The sequence below is a fragment of the Pseudohaliea sp. genome (assembly GCF_040217025.1).
Classification (GTDB): Bacteria; Pseudomonadota; Gammaproteobacteria; order Pseudomonadales; family Halieaceae; genus Pseudohaliea.
This window is the reverse complement of record NZ_JAVJOA010000004.1, coordinates 105,651-128,953: the sequence shown is the minus strand read 5'-3', so window position 1 is coordinate 128,953 and position 23,303 is coordinate 105,651. Positions and strand designations below refer to the sequence as shown.

Genomic DNA, 23,303 nt, shown 5'->3' with positions numbered 1-23,303 from the left:
GATCCAGGTCAGGGCCCGCCGCGGTGCAGGGCCTCGAGGCGGTGGGCGATACGCAGTAGCCCGTGGTCCTCGCCGCGACGGCCCACCAGGGAGATTCCCAGGGGCAGGCCGTCCACCGTTCCCAGGGGCAGGGTGACGTGCGGATTGCCGGCGATCGCCGGCAGGGACGCCATGCTCTCGCCGAAAAAGGCGTCGCCGTTCACCGTGTCGATCATCCACGCGGGACCCTCCGTGATGCCGATAAGCACGTCGAGCTCAGCCTCCGCGAAAAGCCGGTCGAGCCCCTCCTCCCGCGCCTGCCGGCGGCGCCGGTCCCGGGTGGCCTCGTAGCCTGCCGCGTCCAGGTCAAGGTCGCGGGCAGCCAGGAAGATCTCCTGCCCGAAGTAGCGTAACTCCCGGTCGGCGTGAGCGGTGTTGAAGGCGATGAGGTCTTCCAGGTTGAGGCCGGCAAGGGCGTTGGGCAGGCCCGCCAGGTAGTTCTCCAGGTCGCGGCGGAACTCGTAGAGCAACACGGCTTCGGCATCGTCGCTGAAGCCGTCGTAGCGCTCGATCCCGAGACCGGGGATCACGCTGGCGCCGTCTGCCCGGGCGAGTGCCAGCACCGCGTCGAGCTCCCGGTCCCGTTCGGCGGCATAGCCCGTGGTGTTGCTGAACACGCCGATGCGCAGGCCTTCGAGGCTGTCGAGCCCTTCGACGTCTGCGAGGCCCGCCGCGATCGCGTCCGCTCCCGGGGCTGCCGGGTCGAGCATGGCCGCCAGCGTGCGGGCGGCCAGGGCGACTGTGCGGGTGATCGGCCCAGCGGTGTCCTGGCTGGCGGCGATGGGCACGATGCCGGCGCCGGCGACCAGCCCGTGCGTCGGTTTCACGCCGACCACGCCGTTGACAGCGGCGGGGCAGACGATGGAACCGGAAGTCTCGGTACCGACGGCAATGTCGACGTAGCCCAGGGCGACGGCCACCGCCGAGCCGGAGCTCGAGCCGCAGGGCGAGCGGCGGGGATCCACCGCGTTGACGGTCTGGCCGCCCACGGCGGACCAGCCGGAGACCGAGTGGTAGGAGCGGAAGTTCGCCCACTCGGAAAGGTTGGTCTTGCCGAGCACGATCGCGCCGGCAGCGCGCAGCTGCGCCACCAGCGGTGCGTCGCGCCCGGTGCGGTTGTCCGCAAGGGCCAGGGAGCCTGCCGTGGTGGGCAGTTCCCGGCTCTCGATGTTGTCCTTGAGCAGCACCGGCTGCCCGGCCAGGGGCAGGCGGGCGCGCTCGGCCGGCGCCAGGGCGTCCTGCGCGGTCGCGGCAGCGCGGGCGGCCGCGCCATCGACGGCGACCACGGCGGCGTAGCTCGCGTCAGTCTTCGCGATGCGCGCCAGGGCGGCATCCACCGCGTCGAGCGCGGAACCGGCAGACCCGGCGAGGGTGAGCGAGGGCGTAAAGGCGGTAAGGGCCATCGCAAGGAGGGCGGGGCGGGCGCAGCGCATGGGGTTCTCCGTCGGAATCGCGGCGCATTTGACGTTAGCACCGCCCCGGGTGACTATCCAGCCTTTGCCCGTCGCCTGGAAAAACGGAGCGCTCTCATGGTCCACATCGACCCCACCCGCGAGCAGTTCGACGCCTTCAAGTCCCTGCCGCGGGATAGCCCGATCCTCATGCTCAACCTCATCCGCCTCAAGGATACGGTGGAGTATCCGGACGGCGAGACAGTGAGCGGCGCCGAGGCTTACCGGCGCTACGGCGAGTACAGCGGGCCGATCTTCCGCGGTCTCGGCGGCGAGATCGTCTGGCGGGGCACCTGGGAAGCCATGGTGATCGGACCTGACGACAAGCAGTGGGATATCGCCTTCGTGGCCCGCTACCCGAACGCCGGAGCCTTCATGGCGATGGTCACGAATCCCGATTACCAGGCGATCGTTCACCACCGCACCCTGGCGGTGGAGGACAGCCGCCTCATGCGTTTCGGTGAAGGGTCCGGCGGCGAGGGCTTCGCCGGCTGACCCGCCGTGGCCGCGGGCGAGCGACAGTCATGGGCCTGACCCCGGAGCTGCTCACCGACCGGCTGCGCCTGCGTGAAACCCGGGCCGGCGATTTCGACGGCTGCGCCGCGCTCTGGGGCGACGAGGAGGTGGTGCGCTATATCGACGGCACGCCCTCCACACCCACGGAAGCCTGGGCGCGCATGCTGCGCTTTCCGGGGCTCTGGGCCCTGCTCGGCTACGGTTACTGGACCGTCGAGGACCGGGCGACCGGCACCTTCGCCGGCCAGGTGGGCCTCGCGGATTTCAAGCGCGACCTCAAGCCTGCCATCGACGGCATCCCCGAGGCCGGCTGGGTCATTGCCCCGGCCTTCCATGGCCGCGGTGTCGCCAGCGAGGCCATGGCGGCTGTGCTCGCCTGGGCGGACCGCGAGCTGCCGCAGCAGCGCACCTGCTGCCTGATCGACCCGGACAACGGCGCATCGATCCGCATTGCCGAGAAGCTCGGCTACGCTGATTGCCGGCCCGCCAGCCTCGGCGGCGCGGCAAGCCTCCTCTACTTCCGTGACCGTCCAGGGGGAACCAATCCATGATCTGCAATCTGCTCCGCCGCCCGGGCCTGTGCCTCGCCTGTATCCTCCTGGTGCTGGGGTCTCCCGCCCGCGCCGCCTATCCGCACGAGGACGAAGCCATCGGCTCCGTGCGCGAGGTCTATGACGGCCGGCTCCTGCCCGATATCCAGGTCAATACCTTTCGCAATATCCACCGCCTCTTTCCCACCCGGACCGTGCGCGCTGCGGGGACGCCGCGGCCCCTGCCGCCGGCCGGCGAACCGCTGGGCAACTTCCATTTCGAGTCCCGCGGCCGCCGCTGGGACTTGTACGACTACCTCTCGCTCAACCGCGTGGCCGGCATGCTGGTGCTCAAGGAGGGCGAGGTGGCCTTCGAGTACTACGGCCTCGGCAATGGCCCTGATACGCGCTGGATGTCCATGTCGGTGGTCAAGTCCATGACCGCCACGCTCGTGGGGATGGCGATCCGCGACGGCTACATCGACAGCCTGGACGACACCCTCGAGCGCTACCTGCCGCGTTTCGAAGGCAGCGCCTACGAGGGGGTCACGGTGCGCCAGCTGCTGCAGATGGCCTCGGGCGTGCGCTGGAACGAGACCTACACGGATCCGACGTCGGACCGGCGGGCCATGCTCGAGGCGCAGCTGGCCCAGGAACCCGGCGCCATCCTGGATCTCATGGCCTCGCTGCCGCGCGCGGCAGCGCCGGGAACGCGCTGGAACTACAGCACCGGTGAAACGCAGGTGGTCGGCGCCCTGGTCGCAGCGGCCACCGGCCGGCCCGTGGCCGAGTATCTCGCCGAGAAAATCTGGCAGCCCGCGGGCATGGCCACGGATGCCACCTGGTGGCTCGCCGCCCCCGGCGGGCTGGAGATCGGCGGCAGCGGGCTGTCGGCCACGCTCCGGGACTACGCGTGCTTCGGCCAGTTCATGCTCGAGGGTGCGGTCGTGGCGGGTGCGCCGACGCTGCCGGACGGCTGGATCGAGGAGGCGACCCGGCCCCAGCGCATCGGCGGTGAGACGGTGGAATACGGCTACATGTTGTGGCCTCTCGACGAGGGGGCCTACGCTGCCATCGGTATTTTCGGCCAGTTCGTCTACGTGCACCCGGCGGACCGGCTGGTGGTGGCCCTGTGGAGCGCCCAGCCGAAGCCCGAGGGCACGGACGCCATCGACGAGTACGTCTTCTTCAACGCCCTCGCCGCCGCCCTGCGCTGACCGGGCCCGCCCCCGGAACCTTGACAGACCTCAAGGCCCGATACGCTCCGCCCCGCTAGCATGAAGGGGCTCTCACCCGGGACGGGGTTCCCTTGCGCGACAACCTGCTCGCCTTCCTGAAGATCACCCTTGGCAGCCTCCGCGACCTCGCCCCGGTGGTGCTGCTGGTACTCGTTTTCCAGCTGCTGGTGCTCGGACAGCCGCTGCCGAATGCGCTCGAGCTCGGCCTCGGCCTGGCCTTCGTGGTCCTCGGGCTGACCTTCTTCATCTTCGGCCTCGAGCTCGGGCTTTTTCCCATCGGCGAGTCCATGGCCTACGCGTTTGCGCGCAAGGGCTCGGTGCTCTGGCTCCTGCTGTTCGCTTTCGCCCTGGGCTTCGGCACCACCATCGCCGAACCGGCGCTGATCGCCGTCGCCGGCGAGGCGGCGGCCATCGCGGCGGACGGCCGCATGATCGACAACAGCGAGGCGTCCATGGCGCGCTATGCGCTCGGCCTGCGCCTGACCGTCGCCGTGTCCGTCGGCATCGCGATCATCATCGGCGTGCTGCGCATCCTCCGCGGCTGGCCGATTCATCTCATGATCGCCGGCGGCTATGTGCTCGTGGTCTGCATGACCGCCATCGCGCCGAAGGAGATCATCGGCATCGCTTACGACAGCGGCGGTGTGACCACCTCGACGATTACCGTGCCCCTTGTCACCGCTCTGGGCGTGGGCCTTGCGTCGGCGATCCGCGGCCGCAACCCGATGATCGACGGCTTCGGCCTCATCGCCTTCGCCTCGCTGACGCCGATGATCTTCGTCATGGGCTACGGGATGCTCTACGCGTGAACGTAGAGGCACTGCTCGCGGAGTTCCTGGCGACCACCGTTGGCACCATCCGCGACGTTCTGCCGATCGCCGCCGTCCTGCTCGGCTTCCAGTTTCTGGTCATCCGAGAGCCGCCGCCGCACCTGCGCCGCATCGTCATCGGCTTTCTCTACGTGCTGATCGGCCTGTCCCTCTTCCTGCTCGGCCTCGAGAAAGCCCTGTTCCCGCTCGGCCGGGTCATGGCCGCACAGCTCACGGCCCCGGAGTTCATTGCCGGCCCCGGTGCTGTGGCTAGCCTGCTGGGCTGGGAGGACTACGGCTGGGTGTACCTGTTTGCCTTCGCCGTGGGCTTCAGCACCACCATCGCCGAGCCGTCGCTCATCGCGGTGGCAATCAAGGCCAACGAGGTCTCCGGCGGCGCCATCGGCATCTGGGGGCTGCGCCTTGCGGTAGCTCTCGGGGTGGCCGTGGGCATCACCCTCGGCACCTTCCGCATCATCATCGGCGCGCCGATCCATTGGTTCATCATCACGGGTTATGTCGTGGTGGTGCTGCAGACCTTTTTTGCGCCGCGGCTTATCGTGCCCCTGGCCTATGATTCGGGGGGCGTGACCACGTCGACGGTGACCGTGCCGCTGGTGGCGGCCCTGGGCCTCGGGCTCGCGGAAACCGTACCCGGGCGCAGCCCGCTGCTCGACGGCTTCGGCCTGATTGCCTTTGCCAGCCTGTTTCCCATGATGACCGTCATGGCTTACGCGCAGCTCTCCGAGCTGCGAGCCCGGCGCCGGGAGCGCCGCGATCCGGGACCTACGGAGGTAAACTAGCACCATGCATTTCAAACTGATCATGGCCTTTGTGGAAGACGCGCGTTCTGACGACGTCCTCGATGCCGCCCGCGCCGCGGGTGCCACCGGCGCGACGGTCATCAACAACGCGCGCGGCGAGGGACTCAGGCAGAAGAAGACCTTTCTCGGTCTGTCGCTGGAGACCCAGCGGGACGTCCTGCTTTTCCTCGTCGAGGAGCACCTGTCTCGTCAGATTCTCGAGGAGATTGCCCGGGTCGGGGAGTTCGATGACACCTCGGGAACCGGCGTCGCGGTGCAGGTGGATGTGGAGGATGCCGTCGGTATTTCTCACCAGTTCACGGAGATTGCCGAACGCATCGAGGAGGACCTATGAGCAGCAGCAGGATCGTCCGCGTCCGCGACGTGATGCAGTACAGCTTCGTCTGTCTCGAGGGCCTCGCGACCGTGCAGGAGGCCATCGACACCATGGTGCGTGAGAACGCCGACACGGTGTTCATTCACCGCCGCCACGAGGACGACGAGCCCGGCATCGTCGTCCTCGCCGACATCGCCGACCAGGTGCTGGCGCGGGACCGGGCGCCGGACCGGGTCAATCTCTACGAGATCATGACCAAGCCGGTGATCGGCGTCGCCCCGGCGATGAATATCCGCTATTGCGCCCGGCTGTTCTCCCGCTTCGGCCTGTCCACGGCGCCCGTGGTCGAGAACAAGGACATTGTCGGCGTGGTCACCTACCGGGAGATGGTCCTTAAAGGCCTGCTCGCGCACTGATCAGGTTCCGTGTCCTCAGGGCCGGTAGCCGGTCATCTCCAGGTAGCCGCGGCCCAGGGTCCGGTCGCTGTCCGCCTCCGCTACCGAGACGGCACCTTCCCAGTAGCGCACGGCCGTGTCCATGACCTGGTCGTCAAGCAGGGCCTCGACCCGGAGATCGAGCCCGGCGCCGGGTACCTGCAGCCGCCAGGCGACGGGGTAGCGTGTGCCATCCTCGCTCCGCCACCAGCGACGCGGCTGCAGCTGGAAGTCACCGGCGGCCAGGGCCTGCCGCCGGCCGTCGGCGCCGAGCAGCGTGCCGGCGCTGTGCCGGTCGGTGCTGCCGTCCTTCTGCCGCAGCCGGTAGACCATCAGGTCCGCGCCATTGTCGAGCTGCAGGGAAAACCAGTCCCAGCCGGCCTGGTCAGCACCCAGCGCGCTGGTACTCCACTCCCGGTCAAGCCAGGACCGGCCCGTCACGGTGTGACGCTCGCCGCCCACGGTGATCGCACCGGCCGTGGCCAGGCGCGTGATCGAGTAGTAGTAGGAGGCGTTGCCTGCCTCCGCGCTTTTCTGGCTCAGCCCCTCGTCGCCCTGGAGTAGGGGGTCGCGCTCGGGACTCAGGCTGAGGGCCAGGGTGAAGTCCTCCGTTGCGACGGCCAGCTCCCAGGGAAAGCTGCCGCCCTCGCCCCCGGTGACCTGCCAGTCTTCCAGCCAGACCCGGAAGGGCCGCGCCTGCTGGCCGGCGAGCCCCAGGGCCGCGCGCGCGAAGCGCTCCCCGTGCCAGTGCGCACCGGCATCGATGGCGCTGAGGGCGACGTGAGCCATCCACACTTGGCGCGTTGCCCAGGCTGAGGACCGGCCCGGCGCAGCTGGCGCCAGGGCGATACGAAAGAAGGTCACCTGGTAGCCGAAGCCTTCCCCGTCCGCCGTCGCCAGCTGGCCCGTGAAGTACCACCACTCGTTGCGGAAGGCGCGATGGGCGTTGTGGTCCTCGGGGAAGGCGAAGCGCCGCGGTTCGCTGGCGCGCGCGAAGCCGGCCGCCGCTTCGCCGCCGAGGGCGCTGGACACGTCGAGCCCGGTGGCGGGCCGGCGATCACCGCAGGCGACGCCGAGCAGGCAGAGCAGCAGCAGCGAGGCCCGTCTCATGGCGCGTAGAGAGCGTCGCGGAGATCGCTGCCGGCGAGGCGGCGGGCCGGCCAGAGCGCGGCGAGGGCGGCCGCGGCGACGGCAAGCAGGAGCGAGTGCAGGACGATGGCCGGATCCACGCGCGTGGCGAGGGACCAGCCGAAGGAGCGCCGGTTGATCACGTCGATGAGGAGTATCGAGAGAAGGCCGCCCAGGGGAAGGGCGAGGAGCCCTGCGAGGAGCCCGCTGGCGCCGGCCTGCGTCAGCACCAGGCCGAGGAGCTGTCGCGGCGTCATGCCGGTGGCGCGGAGCACGGCGAACTCGCGGCTGCGCTCGAGGAACAGGGCCATGAGGGCGCTCAGGATGCCCACGAAGGCGACCACGATGACCAGCGCCCGCAGCACCTCGGTGATGACAAAGGTGCGGTCGAAGATCGCCAGGGAGTGATCGCGGATGGCGCGGTTGGAGTTCACGTTGAGCTCGAGGCCGCGTGCGGCGCCGAGCGCGAGAAGTTGCCGGCGCAGGGCTTGCGGGTCCGCATCCGCGGCCAGCGTGAGCGCGATGCTGGACAGCTCCCGGTCCGGCCAGTGACGCTCGTAGAGGGCGCGGGGCAGGACCGCCGCGCCGTAGGAGCTGGCATAGTCGCGGTACACGCCGCGTACGCTCAGCGTCAGTGGCGCCGCCGGCGTGGCCAGCTCGATGGTGCTGCCGACGGTGAGCCCGCGCCGCCGCGCCAGGGGCTCTGACACGAGGATGCCGTCGCCCGCCGCGAGCATATCCCCCGCTGCCGTCGCCGGGCCCGTGACGATCGCGAAGCTGCGCGAGGCCACCGCGTTGGCGCCGAGCACGAGAACGCGCAGCGGCTCGCCGTCGATGCGCAGCGTGCGCTGCCGCGCGGCGGCGACGGTCTCCACACCCGGCAGGGCCGCTAGGCGCGCTTCCCAGTCCGGGGCGAGGCGCTCCCCCTCGCCCTCGAGGTAGACATAGAGGTCGCCCTGCAGTGTCCGCTCGAGCCAGCTGGCAACGCTGCCGCGGAAGGAATCGATCATGATGGCGACGCCCACGGTGGCGGCCACGGCGACGGCGAGCGCAGTCAGTGCCGGGGCTGTGCGGGGAAGGGCGCTCTCGACCCCGCGCAGGGCGAGCGCCGGGCCCACGCCGCCGCGCCGCGGCAGGACCCGCAGCAGCCCGGCGAGCAATCCGCGCAGTAGCGCGGGACAGAGCAGCGCGTAGCCGGTGATGAGCAGGAACAGGGCGGTGAAGCCGGCGAGGAGGGAGCTGCCGGAAACGGCGAGTAGCAGCGGACAGGCGGCGAGCAGGACGAGGCCGGCGGCGGCCTGCAGCCGACGCCGTCCCGGCGCCGCGCTGCTCTTCTCCAGGGCCACGGGCGCGGTGCGCGCGGCCTCCCGCGCGGGCATCAGGGTGGCGGCAAGCACGGCGCCGAGGGTCACCGCCAGCGCGGTGAGCAGCTGCGACGGGGCGATGGCCGGGCGTGTCGGTTCGATAGCTACATAGAGATCGGAGACGGTCCTTGCGACCAGCGTCAGCAGGCCCTGTCCGAGGACGAGACCCAGGGCGATGCCGAGAAGCCCGCCGACCAGGCCGAGGGCCGCTGCCTCCAGCAGCAGCCGGTGAAAGAGCTGCCGCGGTGTCGTGCCGACCATGCGCAGCACGGCGAAGGTGGCCCGTCGCTGCACCACGGCAAAGGCCATGGTGTTGTAGACCAGGAAGGCGCCGACGAGCATGGCTAGCAGGCTCATGGCGGTCAGGTTGGTGCGGAAGGCGCCGGTCATGGCGTCGAAGGTGTCCCGGCGGTCGGCATGGCGGCGAAGCTCGACCGTCGGCGACAGCGCGCGCCGCAGGACCTCGGCCTCGCCGGGCGCCAGCCTGAGCTGGATACGGTCCAGTTCGCCCTCCCGACCGGCGAGCTCCTGGACCGTGGCGATATCGGCGAGCAGCGCATCGCCGAGCCAGTCCCCGGGGCCCGCGGGAAAAAGGGCCAGCGGCAGGAGGGCCATCCCACGCTCCCGGATCGTGCCCCGGGCCGGCCTCCCGGGCCGGAGGCCCGTCTCCGCCGCGATCGTCTCGGGCACCAGCACCGCACCGGGCTCCGTGAGCAGCCGCGGCAGCTCGCTGCTGACTGCCCCCGGGGCAGGGCCGCCCGGAGGCAGCGCGAGCGGATCGATGCCGACCAGGGTTAGCTGCCGATCACCGATACGCAGCTGCGCCTCCAGCATCGGCAGGGCCGGCGGCGGGTTGCCGCTCAAGCGCAGCCGGCGGTAGAGGTCTTCCTGCAGGGCGCCATCGCGGGCACGAAGCTCGTGCGTCATGGGGCCGGCGAGCGCCTCGAGGGAGCGGTCGAAGGACAGCGCGGCGGTGCGGGTAGCCAGCGCAACGGCGACGATCACTGCCGCGCCCAGGCTGATCCCGAGCAGGGCGAGCAGCAGCTGCAGCGGATGCTGCCGGTAGAAGCGGGTGCTGGCCGCGACGGGAAGGCGGCTGCCGCTCACAGCGACGTCACGCGACCGCCCTCGAGGCGCAGCACCCGGTCCGCGCGGTGGGCGACCGCCTCGCTGTGGGTCACCAGCAGCAGGGCGCCGCCACCCTCCCGCGCCCGCGCCAGCAGCAGGTCGAGGACGCGCTCGCCGGTTTCTGCGTCGAGGCTTCCGGTGGGTTCATCGGCGAGGACCAGCTCCGGCGCGTGAACCAGGGCGCGGGCGATGGCCACCCGCTGCTGCTCGCCCCCGGAGAGCCGGTCCGGAAAGCTCTCGCCGCGGCTGCCGAGGCCCACGGCGTCGAGCCAGTGCGCGACCCGCGCGTCGGCGTCGTTGCCCGGCACGCCGAGTAGGTCCAGGGGCAGGCGGACGTTTTCCGCGACGGTCAGGGTAGGAACGAGCAGGAAGCGCTGGTAGACAAAACCGAGGTGTTGCCGGCGGAACAGCGTCCGCTCCGGCTCGACGAGTCGGGAGATGTCGCGCCCGCCGATATGGATCGCACCGGCCTGCGGGCTGTCGATGGTGCCGAGGAGGTTGAGCAGCGTGGATTTCCCGGAGCCCGAGGCGCCGAGAAGCGCAACGCACTCACCGGCGGCAAGCTCGAGGTCCAGGCCGGCAAAGAGCTCGTGGTCGGCGCCACCCTCGCGAAAACGGTAGGTCAGTCCCTTTGCCGTCAGCACGGCGGTCTCCGCTGCTGCAAAGGGTCAAGGGTAACGGAATGCGGCCCGCTGCCACGACCGACGCTTCCGCGGACCGTCGCGCCGCCGGTCAGAGCAGCGGCGCGATGACCAGGCTGACGATGGCCATGACGTTGATGAGAATGTTCATGGACGGGCCGGAAGTGTCCTTGAAGGGGTCGCCGACCGTATCGCCCACTACCGCTGCCGAGTGCGTGTCCGAGCCCTTGCCGCCGTGGTGCCCCTTCTCGATGTACTTCTTGGCGTTGTCCCAGGCCCCGCCGGCGTTGGCCATCATCAGCGCGAGCAGCACGCAGCCCAGCAGTGCACCGCCGAGCATGCCGCCCAGGGACTGCGCGCCGAGGCCGAAGCCGACGATGACCGGGGCGGCCACGGCGATGGCGCCGGGCAGGATCATGCGGCGCAGGGCTGCGGTGGTGGCGATGTCGACGCAGCGCGCCGTATCCGGCTCCGCGGTGCCTTCGAGGAGCCCGGGGATCTCGTGAAACTGGCGGCGGATCTCCTTGATCATGTCGAAGGCCGCGTCCCCCACGGCCGTCATGGTGATGGAGGCGATGAGGAAGGGGATCGTGCCGCCGATGAACAGGCCCACGAGGACCTTCGGGTCTGACAGCTCGAGCGCGAAGCCCGGGTGCTCGAGGGTCACCGTTTCGACGAAGGCAGCGATGATGGCCATGGCCGCCAGCGCCGCGGCGCCGATGGCGAAGCCCTTGCCGATGGCAGCGGTGGTGTTGCCCACCTCGTCGAGACCGTCGGTGATCTTGCGGGTCTCCGGGCCCATGCCGGCCATCTCGGCGATGCCGCCGGCGTTGTCGGCCACCGGCCCGTAGGCGTCGATGGCCATGGTGATCCCCACGGTGGCAAGCATGCCGACGGCGGAGATGCCGACGCCATAGAGGCCGGAGAGCTCCGTCGACAGGTAGATGATGCCGGCGAGGAAGAGGATCGGCAGCACCACGGACTGCATGCCCACGGCGAGGCCGGTGATCATCACCGTCGCGGGGCCGGTACCGCCGGACTCGGCGATTTTCCTTACCGGCGCGCCGCCGGTGTAGTACTCGGTGATCAGGCCGATGAACACACCGCCGACCGCGCCGGCGACCACGGACCACCAGACCCGGCTGTCCAGGCCCATGACGCCCACCAGGAACCAGGCGGCGATGATGAAGACCACCGGCGCGAGGATCGTCCCGGTGCGCAGGGCTGCTTCCGGCGCGGAGCCGGAGCGCGCCCGGACCACGACGATCCCCACCAGGGAGGCGAGCAGGCCGATACTGGCCAGCGCCAGGGGAAGAAACATGAGCGCGCTCTGCGTGTCAGCGTCGACGGCCATGGTCGAGGCGATGGCGATGCAGGCAATCATGGAGCCGCAGTAGGATTCGAAGATGTCCGAGCCCATGCCGGCGATGTCGCCGACGTTGTCGCCGACGTTGTCGGCAATGACGCCCGGGTTGCGCGGATCGTCCTCCGGGATCCCCGCCTCGACCTTGCCCACCAGGTCCGCGCCGACATCGGCACTCTTGGTGAAAATGCCGCCGCCGACCCGTGAGAACAGCGCGACCACCGAGGCGCCCATGCCGAAGCCATGGATGGCGTGGGCCGTGTGCGGATCACCGCCAAAGTAGTAGTAGAGGCTGCCCAGGCCGATCAGCCCCAGGGAAGCGACGCAGAGCCCCATGATGGAGCCGCCGTAGAAGGCGATGGACAGCGCGAAGGCCTGGCCGTGGTTCTGCGCTGCGACTGCCGTGCGCACGTTGGCCTTGGTCGCTGCCCACATGCCGAGGAAACCGGCGGTCGCCGATGACAGGGCACCGACGGTGAAGGCGATGGCCGTGTTCACGGACAGCGGCGAGGCGAGGATGGCCACCAGCAGCGCGGCGGCAAAGAGCGCGAGTAGCTGGTACTCCCTGCGCATGAAGACCATGGCGCCGAGGTGGATCTGATCGCCGATGTGCTTCACCACGCCGTCGCCGTGGTTGTGGCGCAGCAGCAGGTGGTAGATGAAGAAGGCGACCAGCAGACCGCCGATACCCAGGAGAGGTGGGTAAATGAAGAACTCGCTCATGCAGGGACCCCCGTGCGGTTGGCGTGCTTCTACTTATCATTTTCGCCACGATAGCACCCCGTCGCAGCGGCGGGGAAGCGCGCCGTGCGGTGGCTTGTTCAGAGTGTTGCTTTCAGCGCCGAAACCGTGAGCCCGAGGAGGCAGAAGGTCGAGAGCAGGAACAGCAGGAAGCGCACTGGCACGTAGTTCACGGTGCACTGCACGAGGCTGTGGGCAACGCGCAGGCCGACGTAGGCCCAGGCCAGGCGCAGGTCCCAGCTGCCGACGCTACCGGTGATCGCGAGAATAGCGCCGATTGCGTAGAAGGCTGTGGGCTGCTCTAGCAGATGCGCATAGTTGTGGGCGATCCAGTTGGCGGAATCGGGTATCACTCCATCGAGGTCCTGGCCGCGTCGGCCGCCGGGCTGAGGCTTGGAGAGGTCGATGCCGGCCTGCTTCATGGCCGGGAAGCGGCGCGCGGCCATCCAGAACAGGACGAGGATTGTCCAGGCGACGAGAACGGCGGCGGGGGCGAGGATCTGGGTGCTCATTCGGGCTGTCCGCGTGGAGTTTATGAGGAGTCTAGGCGCGGGGTCGGTTTTCGACAACGCCGCGCTGGTTGGCGGACACGGAGACTCCCTGCAAGCCCCGGAGCAGCGCGGTCGCGTCCACGTCGTCGATCTGCGAGGGGTTCATCCACACCTCCGCATAGCGGTAGTGCAGGCCGCGCTCGATGAACAGGCGGAACAAATCCGCGTCGATGTGCCGGTCCAGGGCCATGAAACGCATGATTTGCAGGGATTCCGACAGGGTCTTGCCCTTCTTGTAGGGGCGGTCCGGGGCGGTGAGTGCTTCCAGGATATCGGCGATGGCCATGATCCGCGCCGCCACGCTCAGCTTCTCTGCCGGCAGGCTGCGCGGGTAGCCGGTACCGTCCAGCTTCTCGTGATGGCCGCCCGCGATTTCCGGCACGCGGGCGAGCTCTTCCGGCCAGGGCAGGGTTTCCAGCATCTCGATGGTGGAGGAGATGTGCTCGTTGATGCGGTAGCGGTCCTCGTCCGTCAGCGTGCCGCGGCGGATGGAGAGGTTGTACAGCTCTCCCAGGTCCTGCTCCAGCGCCGGCGGCCTCATGGTGAAGCCGAAGCCGGCGAAGCGCGACTCGGCGTCCTCGCGGGGCGTGCGGTGCTCGGGCCGGTCCGCGAGGAGGGGCTCCCACCGCGGGGTTTCGCTGGAAAAGTCGGCGAGGCGCAGCGCCTCCATCGGCGACAGGCCGAGGCGATCATCGAGCGTGCGCAGCCAGCTGCGGCCCGCGATGTGATGCAGGCGCTCGATGGCCGCGTCGCTCATGGCTTCGCCGCCCACGTTGCACTCGGCCACGAAGGCGAAGTCCTCCCGCAGCTGGCGCTGTTTCTCTGCCAGCTCGGCGCGCAGCTCCGCCTCTGCGCCGGGGTCTTCCCGGAGGGCACGCAGGTAGTCGATCTCCGCGTCGCGCAGCAGCACCTCGAAGCGCATGCGCACTTCGTGGATACGGTTGTACAGCGCCTCGAGCTTTGCGCCCTTGTCGACGATATGTTCCGGCGTGGTGATCTTGCCGCAGTCGTGCAGCCAGGCGGCGATCTTGAACTCGCGCCACTTCTCCTCGGAGCGCAGGGCGAAATCGTCGAAGGGGGGTTCCGCTGCTTCTGTCGCGGCCTCTGCCAGCAGCGCGGCGATAGCCGGTACCCGTTCGCAGTGGCCACCGGTATGCGGGGATTTCTGGTCGATGGCCGCGGCGATCAGGCGGACGATGGCGTCATGCAGGTCACGCTGCTTCTGTTCGTAGTCGCTGATGGCCTCGGCCATGTTCACGAGGGAACTCGACAGCCAGCCCACTTCGCGGATTGCCGTGGGTACACGCGTCACGCTCGCGTAATCCCGGTGTCGCACCTTGTCGCTCTGCTCGACCAGGGCGCGAATCGGCCGCGATACCAGCCGCGTGGAGACGAAGACCAGCGGCAGTAGCAGCAGCGCCGCGGCCAGCGACAGAGCTAGGGTGACCAGCGCCTGGCGGCGATAGGGGGCCATGACTTCGGCGCGCTGGCCGAGGAGGCCGATGTACTCCTGGGTGCTCTGTGAACTGAAGCTGTCCAACGGCTGCACCCAGGCGTAGTAGTCGGCCGTGCCAACGCGCGTGCGCTGCAGCAGGCCGTAGCCGGCGGGGTCGCCGGCGAGCGCCACGAGGGTCGGGTAGACCTCCGTATCATCGCGGATGTTGGCGGCGGAGGTCACGCCGCGGAAGCGGCGGTCGCGGGCGCTGCTGGCGACGATGCGGCCCTCCGTGTTGAAGATCATCGCCGCGTGGGTCTGGGGAAAGCGGCTGCTGTCGAGTAGTGCGTCGAGGCTGGACAAGAGCACGATGGCGCCGGCGACGGCGCCCTCCGGGGAGCCGACGGTATAGCTGATGCCCCGTTCCTGCACCATGGTGAGGACGTAGGGGGCCGTTTTTCGGACCTGGCCCGGTCGCGCATCGGTGAACCAGGGTCGCAGGTCGGCATAATACTGGCTGGAGCTGTCTGTTTCGCGCACCACCTGCAGTGCGTCGTCCAGGAAGCGGCGCTTCTCTACCCGCTCCCCGTCGAAGTCCGAGACCTGCATGACGACCCACCGCTCGTCGTCGCGGGCGCCCCAGGCCGCGCGCACGCCGGCGGCGACTTCCAGGTTGGAGACCTCCAGGTAATCGCCGTTGGCGTAGCCGACGAAGAGGCTGAACACGCCCTTCCGGCGCTGGAGGTACTCCACCAGCGGGCCCACGATAGGATGCAGGCCGTGCCCCAGCGGAGCGCTAAAAGCCTCTTCGCGGCGAACGGCGATGGCCAGCTGTTCGCCCCGGCGCTCGAGGCGTCCGGCGGCCTCCGCGCTGCGCTGGGCGATGGCGGTGAACTCCTCGGCAGCCACCCGTTCCGCGGCCCGGGTATCGAAGTAGTAGTTGATCGCGGTGATCGTCGCCGCCGCGAACAGCACGGCTCCGAGGACGAGCGCCGTCAGCAGCGTGCCCAGGCTCAGCCTGGGAGCGTGTTTGCGGGGGCGGTCCATGCGGCGGATGCTGTCTCTGGCGGGTTCCTCCGGACACTATAGCGTGCCGGGGGGTCGGTGAAGAGCCCGGCGCCGGACATAAAAAACCCGGCGGACTGCCGCCGGGTTCCAGGGTGGGGGACGGGGCCCGGGGAGGGCCCCGCTGCAGCCGTGCCTCAGGCCTCGTCGAGGTCGAAGCGGTCGGCCCGCATGACCTTGACCCAGGCGTCGACGAAGTCGTTGACGAACTTTTCGTCGCCGCCGGCCTCGGCGTAGACCTCGGCCACCGCGCGCAGCTCGGAATTGGAGCCGAAGATCAGGTCGACGGGCGTGGCGGTCCACTTGAGCTCGCCGCTGGCGCGGTCATAGCCCTCGTAGATCCCTTCCATGTCGTCCGACTTCTCCCACTTCGTGTCCATGCTGAGCAGGTTGACGAAAAAGTCATTGCTCAGCGTGCCCGGCCGGTCGGTGAAGATGCCGTGCTCAATACCGCCGCTGTTGGCGCCCAGGGCGCGCATCCCGCCGACCAGGACCGTCATCTCCGGGACACGCAGGCCCAGGAGGTCGGCGCGCTCCACCATCATTTCTGCCGGCGAGAGGCGGTTGCCCTCGGCATAGTAGTTGCGGAACGCATCGGCATGGGGCTCGAGCGGCTCGAAGGACTCGACGTCCGTCATCTCGGCGGTCGCATCCACGCGGCCGGGGATGAACGGCACCTCGACGTCGTAGCCCGCCTCGCTGGCCGCGCGCTCGACGGCCGCCGCGCCGCCGAGGACGATCAGGTCAGCCAGGGACACCTTCTTGCTCTTGAACAGACCGCTGTTGAAGTCCTCGCGGAGCTCTTCCAGTGTAGACAGTACCTTTGCCAGTTCCTCCGGGTCGTTGACCGGCCAGTCCTTCTGCGGCGCCAGGCGTACCCGGGCGCCGTTGGCGCCACCGCGCATGTCGGTGTTGCGGTAGCTGGCCGCCGAGGCCCAGGCCGCGCGCACGAGCTCTGCGTTGGTGAGATCGGTCTCGAGGATCTGCTCCTTGAGCTTGGCGACATCGCCGTCGTCGATCATCTTGTAGTCCGCCTCGGGGAGCGGGTCCTGCCAGAGGAGATCGGCGTCGGGCACTTCGGACCCGACGTAGCGGGCCTTCGGACCCATGTCGCGGTGCGTCAGCTTGAACCAGGCCTTGGCGAAGGCGAGCTCGAACTCTTCCGGGTTGTCCAGGAAGCGCTTGGAAATCTCCCGGTAAACCGGGTCTTCCTTCAGCGACAGGTCAGTCGTCAGCATGATCGGCGTCGACTTGTCGGCGCCCTCGACAACCGGTGCCACCGTGTCCTTGGTGGCGTCGTTCTTGGCCACCCACTGCACGGCCCCGCCGGGGCTCTTCACCTTCTCGTACTCGTAGGCGAACAGGTTCTGCAGGTACAGCATGGTCCACTGCGTCGGTGCCGCCGTCCACGCACCTTCCAGCCCGCTGGTGATGGTGTCTTCGGCGTTGCCCTTGCCACAGCTGTTCTTCCAGCCGAGACCCTGCTGCTCGACCGGTGCGGCGGCGGGATCGGGGCCGACGCACTCGGAGGCCTTGCCGGCACCGTGGACCTTGCCGAAGGTGTGGCCGCCGGCGATCAGGGCGACGGTTTCCTCGTCGTTCATGGCCATGCGGCCGAAACTCTGGCGGATCTGCTTGGCCGCCGCCACCGGGTCGGCGTTGCCACCCGGGCCTTCGGGGTTGACGTAGATGAGGCCCATGACCGTGGCGCCGAGGCCCGGCTGCAGGTTCATGTCCTTGTCGTGGCGGTCGCTGGCGAGCAGCTCCTCTTCCGGGCCCCAGTAGACGATATCCGGCTCCCAGTCATCTTCACGGCCGCCGGCAAAACCGAAGGTCTTGAAACCCATGTCTTCCATGGCGACGGTGCCGGCGAGAACCAGCAGGTCGGCCCAGGAGACGTTGCGACCGTACTTCTGCTTCACCGGCCAGAGCAGGCGGCGAGCCTTGTCGAGGTTGGCGTTGTCGGGCCAGCTGGCAAGCGGCTCGAAGCGCTGCTGGCCGCCGCCGGCGCCGCCGCGGCCGTCGGCCGTGCGGTAGGTGCCCGCAGCGTGCCAGGACATGCGGATGAAGAACGGACCGTAGTGGCCCCAGTCGGCCGGCCACCAGTCCTGGGAATCGGTCATGACTTCTCTCAGGTCGGCCTTCAACTGCTCGAAGTCCACCTCGGCAAACGCCTCGGCGTAGTCGAAATCGTCGCCGTAGGGGTTGGATTCGATTGCGTGGTCACGGAGCGGCTGCAGGTTGAGCTGGTCGGGCCACCAGAAGCTGTTCGGCTTCGGCTTGCCGGTCATCATGCCGCTCTCGGCATTGTGCATGTCCGCTCCTGCGGATGCGGACATGAGGGCCGCGAGGATCGCGGCGGGCAGTGTCTTCTTTACCATGGATGTTGCCTCCCGGTTCATCATTTCTTGCGGTTACAACGTGCAAGAGAAAAGCAGGTACCTGCTTGCACCGTCTCTCCCGTAACCCGGTCCTTACCCCGACGCGATGTCTTCGGAGCTTCAGGCCGACTTCACGCTGGCCACGAGATAATTTAAGGGTAGGTCGATCACAAACCGCTTTTCCATCGGTTTTTTTCGATGATGGTGAGCAGCATTTCCGATCAAGCCCCTTGTCGCGGTAGGGGTACCCTCGCTGTGAAGGCGCGCCGGACCAGCCGGAGCAGGGCGTAGAGAAACAAAAGGGGCAGCAGCACGGTCTTCAGCAGCAGTGCGGCGAGCAGCGTGATCAGGTTGCTTGCGAACGCATCCACCCGCTCACCCAGCGCCGCCAGCTGAGGCCGCAGTTCTCCCATGCCGCGCAGCCGGTCGCCGAGGCCGCTCTGCTCTCCTTCGGCGCCGTCCTCGAGGGAGACGCCGGCGCTGCGGCCCACCTGCTCGAGCTCCCCGCGGAAGTCCTGCATCTGCGCATGGCGCGCCCGCTCCTCGCCGGCGAGGAAAAGCTGGTCGGTCCAGCCCGCCGCCAGCGCCGCCAGCACCAGCGCAAGCCGGGCGGCGGCGAATAGCGTGAAGGCGAGGAGCAGGCCCCGGCGCAGCGCGGCCGGGCCGCCTGCACTGGCCACCGCAGCGGCGATGCCCACGACGGTGAGCATAAGATTGAACAGCCGGTCCGTGACCAGCGCGAGCAGGACCTTCTGCAGCGCCAGGGAGCCGAGGGCCAGCATCATCACGGCGGAGAAGCGCTCGACCAGGTCGTTCACCGGGTCCAGGAACTCACCGATGGTGAACGACAGCATGGGGATGCTGAACTCGGTGCCCTGCAGCACCGAGACCAGCCCGTTGATCGCCCGTGCCGTTGCATAGATGGCGCCGGCGCCGAGGAGCGCCGCATCGAGGTAGGCCTCCGAGGGGCGGTCGAGCACACCGCTCCAGGCCAGGGCGAGCACGGCGGTGACGGCCGCCGTAACAGGCAGGGCGGCGCCGGGGCGAAAGGATGAAGGCGTTGCGGCCATGAAGGGCAGGAGGTTCCTCGGGGCGATGACTGTGCCCCGAGTATGACGCGTCCCCGCCTCCGGGGCACTGTTTCCCGGGCCTCAGGGCATGAACGTGGCCTATACTACGGCGGGTGTTTATCGTTGCGGCTGCCGTGGGGGCATTGTTGACCTCCAACCCCTTCCATGGAGTGAATGCCTCATCATGATGCGCTGGCTCGCCGCCGCAGCGCTCGCACTCGGCCTCTGGCTGTTCGTCGGCTTGCTCGTTTTCGCCTATGCCCAGTGGCTGGCCCCGCAACTCTGAGCCGGGGCCGCGTCAGCGCACCGGGCTTCTCGCCAGGGTGATACGCACCGCGTCCCAGAGCGAGGGCAGGAGCACCAGCGACACGGGCACCGCCGTGACCACGATAAAGCTCTGCAGCTTGCCGATGCCGCCGGAGCCGAGGGAGACCAGCACCAGCGCCATGGCGCCCATGGCGCCGCCCCAGAAAACCCGCATCGCCGTGGACGGCCGGTCGCTGCGCGACAGGGACACGGACAGGCTGTAGGTCATGGAGTCGCCGGTGGTGGCGACGAAGATCGTCGTGAGCAGCAGGAACAACAGCGAGACAACGAAACCCAGGGGCATGGCCTGGGTGACGGCGAGCAGCGCCGCCGGCAGGTTGAGGCCGGCCATGGGTTCGGAGATGACCCCCGGGTCCGCCAGCTCCAGCCCCAGCCCGGCGCCGCCGAGGATCGTGAACCAGCCCATGGTGATGAGCGGTGCAGCCAGGGAGAGCATGACCACGATGGCGCGGATCGAGCGGCCGCGGCTCACCCGGGCAATGAAGATCGCCATCAGCGGCCCGTAGCCGATGAACCAGCCCCAGAAAAACACCGTCCACCAGCCCAGCCAGCCGGCGGGGCCGAAAAGCTCGGCGTCGCCCCGGTACAGGGCAAGGTCGAAAAAATTGGCGAGGTGCGTGCCCAGGCCCGAGAAGAAGCTGCTGACAATGAAGCGGGAAGGGCCCGCCGCCAGGATGAAGACCAGCAGCAGCCCGCCCAGCAACATGTTCACGCGGCTCAGGAACTGGATGCCGCGGCCGATGCCGCTCACCGCCGAGACCAGGTAAACGACCATCAGCACGCCGATCACGGCCGCCTGGGTCAGGAAGCGGTCGGGGATGCCGAACAGCGCCTCGAGGCCGTAGCTCACCTGCAGGCCCAGGAAGCCGATGGGGCCGACGGTGCCGGCGACCACGGCGATGATGCAGGCCGCGTCGGCGAGGTCGCCGACGGGCCCGTCGATGGCGTGCCGGCCGAACACGGGATACAGGAGGGTTCGCGGTGCCAGCGGCAGGCCCTCGTCGTAGTGGTAGTGCATGAGCATCACTGCCGTCAGGCTGCCGAGAATCGCCCAGGCGAGGAAGCCCCAGTGCAGGAAGGACTGCGCGAGGGCATAGGGTACGGCTGCCCTGGTGGTGGCCTCTACGCCCGGGAACGCCGGGGGTACGTCGACGAAATGGGCAAGGGGCTCGCCGGCCGCCCAGAACACGCCGCCGCCGGCGAGCAGCGTGCACATGATCATGGATCCCCACTGGAACAGGCTGAACTCCGGTGTCGACCGGCCGCCCAGAACGCTGCGCCCGCCGGGGAGCAGGGCAATGAGCAGGCCCACGAAGAAGGTCGCCAGCAGCAGCAACTGCCAGTAGAGGCCGAAGAAGCGCGCCGACCAGGCGAAGCTGGCATCGACGATCCGGTTCAGCGTTTCGGCGCTGACGATGGCCAGGCCGCAGAAGGCGGCGATGAAGCCCGCCGTCAGGGCGAACAGGGGCCAGTTGACGGCGGCGCCGGTGGGGCGGCCGGGAGGTTCACCTGTCTCGGGGTCACTCACCCGGGACGATTCACTGCTCGAAGTCCAGCGGCGGCGGCCCCGGGGGCACGATGCCCTCGTAAACGTAGTCACCCTTGCGCTCGCGGAACTCGGCCTTGATGGCCTGCACCAGGTCCGGGTTCTGGTAGAGGTCGACCATGGTCATGGCCAGGGCCTTGGCCTGGGCGTCGACGGAGGCGATGACCTCCGCCTTGAGCGGATCGTCCGCCGCGCTGTCGGCGATGGCGAAGGGTGAGAGGGCAAAGGCCGTCAGCACGGCGAAAAGACGAAGGGTCGACATGGATAAGTCCTTGTCCGGTAAATGAGTTGCCGCCCCGGGTGTCACCGGGGCGCGGTGTTGCTTCCGAGGGGCTTACTCGGCGTCGTCGTCAGGCGCGGCGGCGAGGCACTCGATTTCCGTGCGGGCCCCGAGGGCGATGCCGCCCGCGGTACCCAGGGCGCTTCGCGCCGGCTTCTTGTCGAAGAACTTCACGTACTCCGCGTTCATGGCGGCCCACTCCTCGATATCGGCCAGGAACACGGTGCACTTGATCACGTCATTCATGGTGGCGCCGGCGCGGGCGAGCGTGGCCTGGATGTTCTCCATGGTCTGGCGCGTTTCCGGGCCGATGCCGCCCTCGACGAGCTCGCCGGTTGCCGGGTCTACACCGAGCTGGCCGCTCAAGAAAATGAAATCGTCGTAGATGACCGCCTCCGAGAAGGGGAGATCCGCGAGGGCGCCGGGCGGTGCCATGTGCACCAGCTCGTCGGCGTTTGTGGCTGTCGCGGTCACCGCGAGCAGGCTCGCGGCCGCAAGGGTTCTTCGGAAAGAGTCCATGTCACTTCTCCTTGTTGTGCTGGACAGGGTAGGTCGCCGGGGCGGTACCCGAAACGTCAGGGTAGGCCGCCCGTACCGCGAAGTCACGGCTTCGAAGCCTCGACGGAAGTAGACAGCGGGGGGCCTCTCCGCTCAGAAAAACACCAGGCAGCGCGACTCGAGGCTTTCGCGCGCGGGCGCAGCCTGCGGCGCAGTCGGGTCGGCAAAGGACGAGTGCGGCGTGAAACGCGCCCGGCCGTCTTCAGCGGAGTCGTAGGTCTTGAACAGCAGGACTTCCTCCGGTCGCATCCGCGGGTAGTAGTACCAGCGCTGCTCCGGGTTGAAGAGCGCGACCTGCAGCTCGCCGACACGCTCCTCGGCGCGCCGCTCCATGGCGACCAGGTCGCCGTCGGCGATCGTGCTGGCATCGCAGAGCACCAGTGGCTGGTCATACACGGGGCCGTTGATCGGGCGCCAGGCATTGATGATCGCGAAGCGCCGCTGGCGCAGTGTCTCGGCCTGTTCCGGCGCGTCGGCGAAAAAGTCCCTGAGCCGGCGCGGGCCGGAGGCGGCGGTGTAGTCATTGTGCACGATGTTCGCGGGCTCGCGGATGCCGCGCTCGCGCTGCGTGGCGATGGAGGCGCTCCGGCGCGTGTCGTCGAAGACCTCGACGCGCTGTGCCCCGGTGGTCGCCTTGATGAGCGCGATCAGCTCGCCGTGGTAGGTGTCATGCAGTGCATCATCGTCGTAGAAATCACCGACGGCACTGGGCTGTGCGAGAAGCACGAAGCCCTCCCGGTCCAGGTCGGTGGCGGGCAGGGCACGCCGGGCGTCGTGAACCTCGACGCTGTGCGTGCGGAAGTTGCCCTGGTGTTCCGTCTGGTCGCCGCCGCCCTTCGAAGGGACGTAGACCAGCGGTTGTGACAGGTCGGCCAGGAACTTGAGCTCTGCACAGGCTGTCGTTTCGGGGTTTTCAGCCAAGGGTACCTCCCGGGTCCTGGTGTGTTGAGACCGCAGGTCTCATGGTGCCGGGCCCATGGCCCAGGCGACAAGGTGCCGGAAGTCGGTCAGCAGGTGACTGCGTGCGGCCTCAGCCGGTGCCGCCCTGCCGGCGGGCGCATAGAGTACCGGCGTCATGCCCGCGCGCACGGCCGCCTCGATGTCGAAGCGGAAGTCCCCGACATAGGCGCAATGCGCTGGCCGCAGTGCCCAGGCGGCGGCGAGCGAGAGCAGGGCCTCCGGGTCCGGCTTCGGCGCCGCGTCCTCCCGGGCCTTAAGGGGAATGGCCGGCATGCCCAGGCGCTCCATGGTGAGGCGCGCGGCCTCGCGGCTGTTGCGCGTAACGATGCCCGTACGCAGCCCCGCACGGTGCAGCGTGTGCAGGGCCTCCTCGGCACCGGGCATCCAGGTTGCCGCTGCAGCGCCTGCCATTTCGTGCCGGTGCACGACCGCCATCGCCGAGCGCCTTGCGCCGGCGGTCGGCAGGCCCTCGATGTACTCCAGCAGGCCGACATCCACCGGTGCCTGCAGCTCTGCCCGCATGGCGGGAAAGTCCAGCCGCGAGTCGACGAGCGTACCGTCGAGGTCGAAGATAACGGCGCGTGGGCCCGGCGTTTCGAAAACCATGG

At 68.9% G+C, this 23,303-nt stretch carries 21 protein-coding genes; 7 read left to right on the top strand and 14 right to left on the bottom strand.

Going from position 1 to position 23,303, the window contains the following annotated elements; all coding sequences use genetic code 11:
* Positions 1-8: 8 nt before the first annotated feature.
* Entirely contained in the window at positions 9-1,472 is a 1,464-nt protein-coding gene (locus tag RKE50_RS01575; RefSeq protein ID WP_350033837.1) for an amidase family protein, read from the bottom strand.
* 96 nt (positions 1,473-1,568) lie between these two features.
* On the opposite strand from RKE50_RS01575, the gene RKE50_RS01570 reads away from it, so the two are divergent.
* The 7 genes from RKE50_RS01570 (at position 1,569) to RKE50_RS01540 (ending at position 6,139) form a co-directional block, all read left to right on the top strand.
* On the top strand, positions 1,569-1,985 hold the full coding sequence (locus RKE50_RS01570) for a DUF1330 domain-containing protein (RefSeq protein ID WP_350033835.1): 417 nt from the start codon (positions 1,569-1,571) through the stop codon (positions 1,983-1,985).
* A gap of 29 nt (positions 1,986-2,014) precedes the next feature.
* Positions 2,015-2,557 carry a GNAT family N-acetyltransferase gene (locus tag RKE50_RS01565; RefSeq protein ID WP_350033833.1) on the top strand — a complete coding sequence of 181 codons (543 nt, stop codon included), beginning with the start codon at positions 2,015-2,017 and terminating at the stop codon, positions 2,555-2,557.
* Entirely contained in the window at positions 2,554-3,753 is a 1,200-nt protein-coding gene (locus RKE50_RS01560) for a serine hydrolase domain-containing protein (protein WP_350033831.1), read from the top strand. The genes RKE50_RS01565 and RKE50_RS01560 overlap by 4 nt, the downstream gene beginning before the upstream one ends.
* Positions 3,754-3,845: 92 nt before the next feature.
* Positions 3,846-4,583 (top strand): DUF1538 family protein, encoded by a 738-nt coding sequence (locus RKE50_RS01555; protein ID WP_350033829.1) that lies wholly within the window; start codon positions 3,846-3,848, stop codon positions 4,581-4,583.
* Positions 4,580-5,386: a DUF1538 domain-containing protein gene (locus tag RKE50_RS01550; RefSeq protein WP_350033828.1), complete on the top strand. Its 807-nt coding sequence runs from the start codon at positions 4,580-4,582 to the stop codon at positions 5,384-5,386. Before RKE50_RS01555 ends, RKE50_RS01550 begins: the two co-directional genes overlap by 4 nt.
* Before the next feature lie 4 nt (positions 5,387-5,390).
* Positions 5,391-5,741: a P-II family nitrogen regulator gene (locus RKE50_RS01545; RefSeq protein WP_350033827.1), complete on the top strand. Its 351-nt coding sequence runs from the start codon at positions 5,391-5,393 to the stop codon at positions 5,739-5,741.
* A complete protein-coding gene (locus RKE50_RS01540; RefSeq protein WP_350033826.1) occupies positions 5,738-6,139 on the top strand; it encodes a CBS domain-containing protein in 402 nt (133 codons plus the stop codon). Before RKE50_RS01545 ends, RKE50_RS01540 begins: the two co-directional genes overlap by 4 nt.
* Positions 6,140-6,154: 15 nt before the next feature.
* Here RKE50_RS01540 and RKE50_RS01535 read toward each other — a convergent pair whose 3' ends face one another.
* The 13 genes from RKE50_RS01535 to RKE50_RS01475 all read right to left on the bottom strand — a co-directional run bounded on the left by RKE50_RS01535 (position 6,155) and on the right by RKE50_RS01475 (position 23,301).
* Positions 6,155-7,267, bottom strand: a complete 1,113-nt coding sequence (locus RKE50_RS01535) for a lipocalin-like domain-containing protein (protein WP_350033825.1) — start codon at positions 7,265-7,267, stop codon at positions 6,155-6,157.
* A complete protein-coding gene (locus RKE50_RS01530) occupies positions 7,264-9,756 on the bottom strand; it encodes an ABC transporter permease (RefSeq protein ID WP_350033824.1) in 2,493 nt (830 codons plus the stop codon). The genes RKE50_RS01535 and RKE50_RS01530 overlap by 4 nt, the downstream gene beginning before the upstream one ends.
* Positions 9,753-10,421 carry an ABC transporter ATP-binding protein gene (locus RKE50_RS01525; RefSeq protein WP_350033823.1) on the bottom strand — a complete coding sequence of 223 codons (669 nt, stop codon included), beginning with the start codon at positions 10,419-10,421 and terminating at the stop codon, positions 9,753-9,755. Before RKE50_RS01525 ends, RKE50_RS01530 begins: the two co-directional genes overlap by 4 nt.
* 88 nt (positions 10,422-10,509) lie before the next feature.
* Entirely contained in the window at positions 10,510-12,504 is a 1,995-nt protein-coding gene (locus tag RKE50_RS01520) for a sodium-translocating pyrophosphatase (RefSeq protein WP_350033821.1), read from the bottom strand.
* 98 nt (positions 12,505-12,602) lie between these two features.
* Positions 12,603-13,034: an MAPEG family protein gene (locus tag RKE50_RS01515; protein ID WP_350033819.1), complete on the bottom strand. Its 432-nt coding sequence runs from the start codon at positions 13,032-13,034 to the stop codon at positions 12,603-12,605.
* Positions 13,035-13,065: 31 nt separating this feature from the next.
* A complete protein-coding gene (locus RKE50_RS01510) occupies positions 13,066-15,555 on the bottom strand; it encodes an HD-GYP domain-containing protein (protein ID WP_350033818.1) in 2,490 nt (829 codons plus the stop codon).
* 155 nt (positions 15,556-15,710) lie between these two features.
* The gene (gene katG / locus RKE50_RS01505) at positions 15,711-17,954 is read right to left on the bottom strand and encodes a catalase/peroxidase HPI (protein WP_350033816.1); all 2,244 of its coding nucleotides are present in this window, start codon (positions 17,952-17,954) and stop codon (positions 15,711-15,713) included.
* A gap of 221 nt (positions 17,955-18,175) precedes the next feature.
* Entirely contained in the window at positions 18,176-19,024 is an 849-nt protein-coding gene (locus RKE50_RS01500) for a hypothetical protein (protein ID WP_350033814.1), read from the bottom strand.
* 298 nt (positions 19,025-19,322) lie between these two features.
* Complete coding sequence (locus tag RKE50_RS01495; RefSeq protein WP_350033813.1) at positions 19,323-20,879, bottom strand: BCCT family transporter; 1,557 nt, start codon at positions 20,877-20,879, stop codon at positions 19,323-19,325.
* 10 nt (positions 20,880-20,889) lie between these two features.
* Positions 20,890-21,159 carry a hypothetical protein gene (locus RKE50_RS01490; protein ID WP_350033812.1) on the bottom strand — a complete coding sequence of 90 codons (270 nt, stop codon included), beginning with the start codon at positions 21,157-21,159 and terminating at the stop codon, positions 20,890-20,892.
* A 72-nt stretch (positions 21,160-21,231) separates the two neighbouring features.
* Positions 21,232-21,696: a Rid family hydrolase gene (locus tag RKE50_RS01485; protein WP_350033811.1), complete on the bottom strand. Its 465-nt coding sequence runs from the start codon at positions 21,694-21,696 to the stop codon at positions 21,232-21,234.
* A 132-nt stretch (positions 21,697-21,828) separates the two neighbouring features.
* Positions 21,829-22,656: a CmcJ/NvfI family oxidoreductase gene (locus RKE50_RS01480; RefSeq protein WP_350033809.1), complete on the bottom strand. Its 828-nt coding sequence runs from the start codon at positions 22,654-22,656 to the stop codon at positions 21,829-21,831.
* A 39-nt stretch (positions 22,657-22,695) separates the two neighbouring features.
* On the bottom strand, positions 22,696-23,301 hold the full coding sequence (locus tag RKE50_RS01475) for an HAD family hydrolase (RefSeq protein WP_350033807.1): 606 nt from the start codon (positions 23,299-23,301) through the stop codon (positions 22,696-22,698).
* Positions 23,302-23,303: the final 2 nt, after the last annotated feature.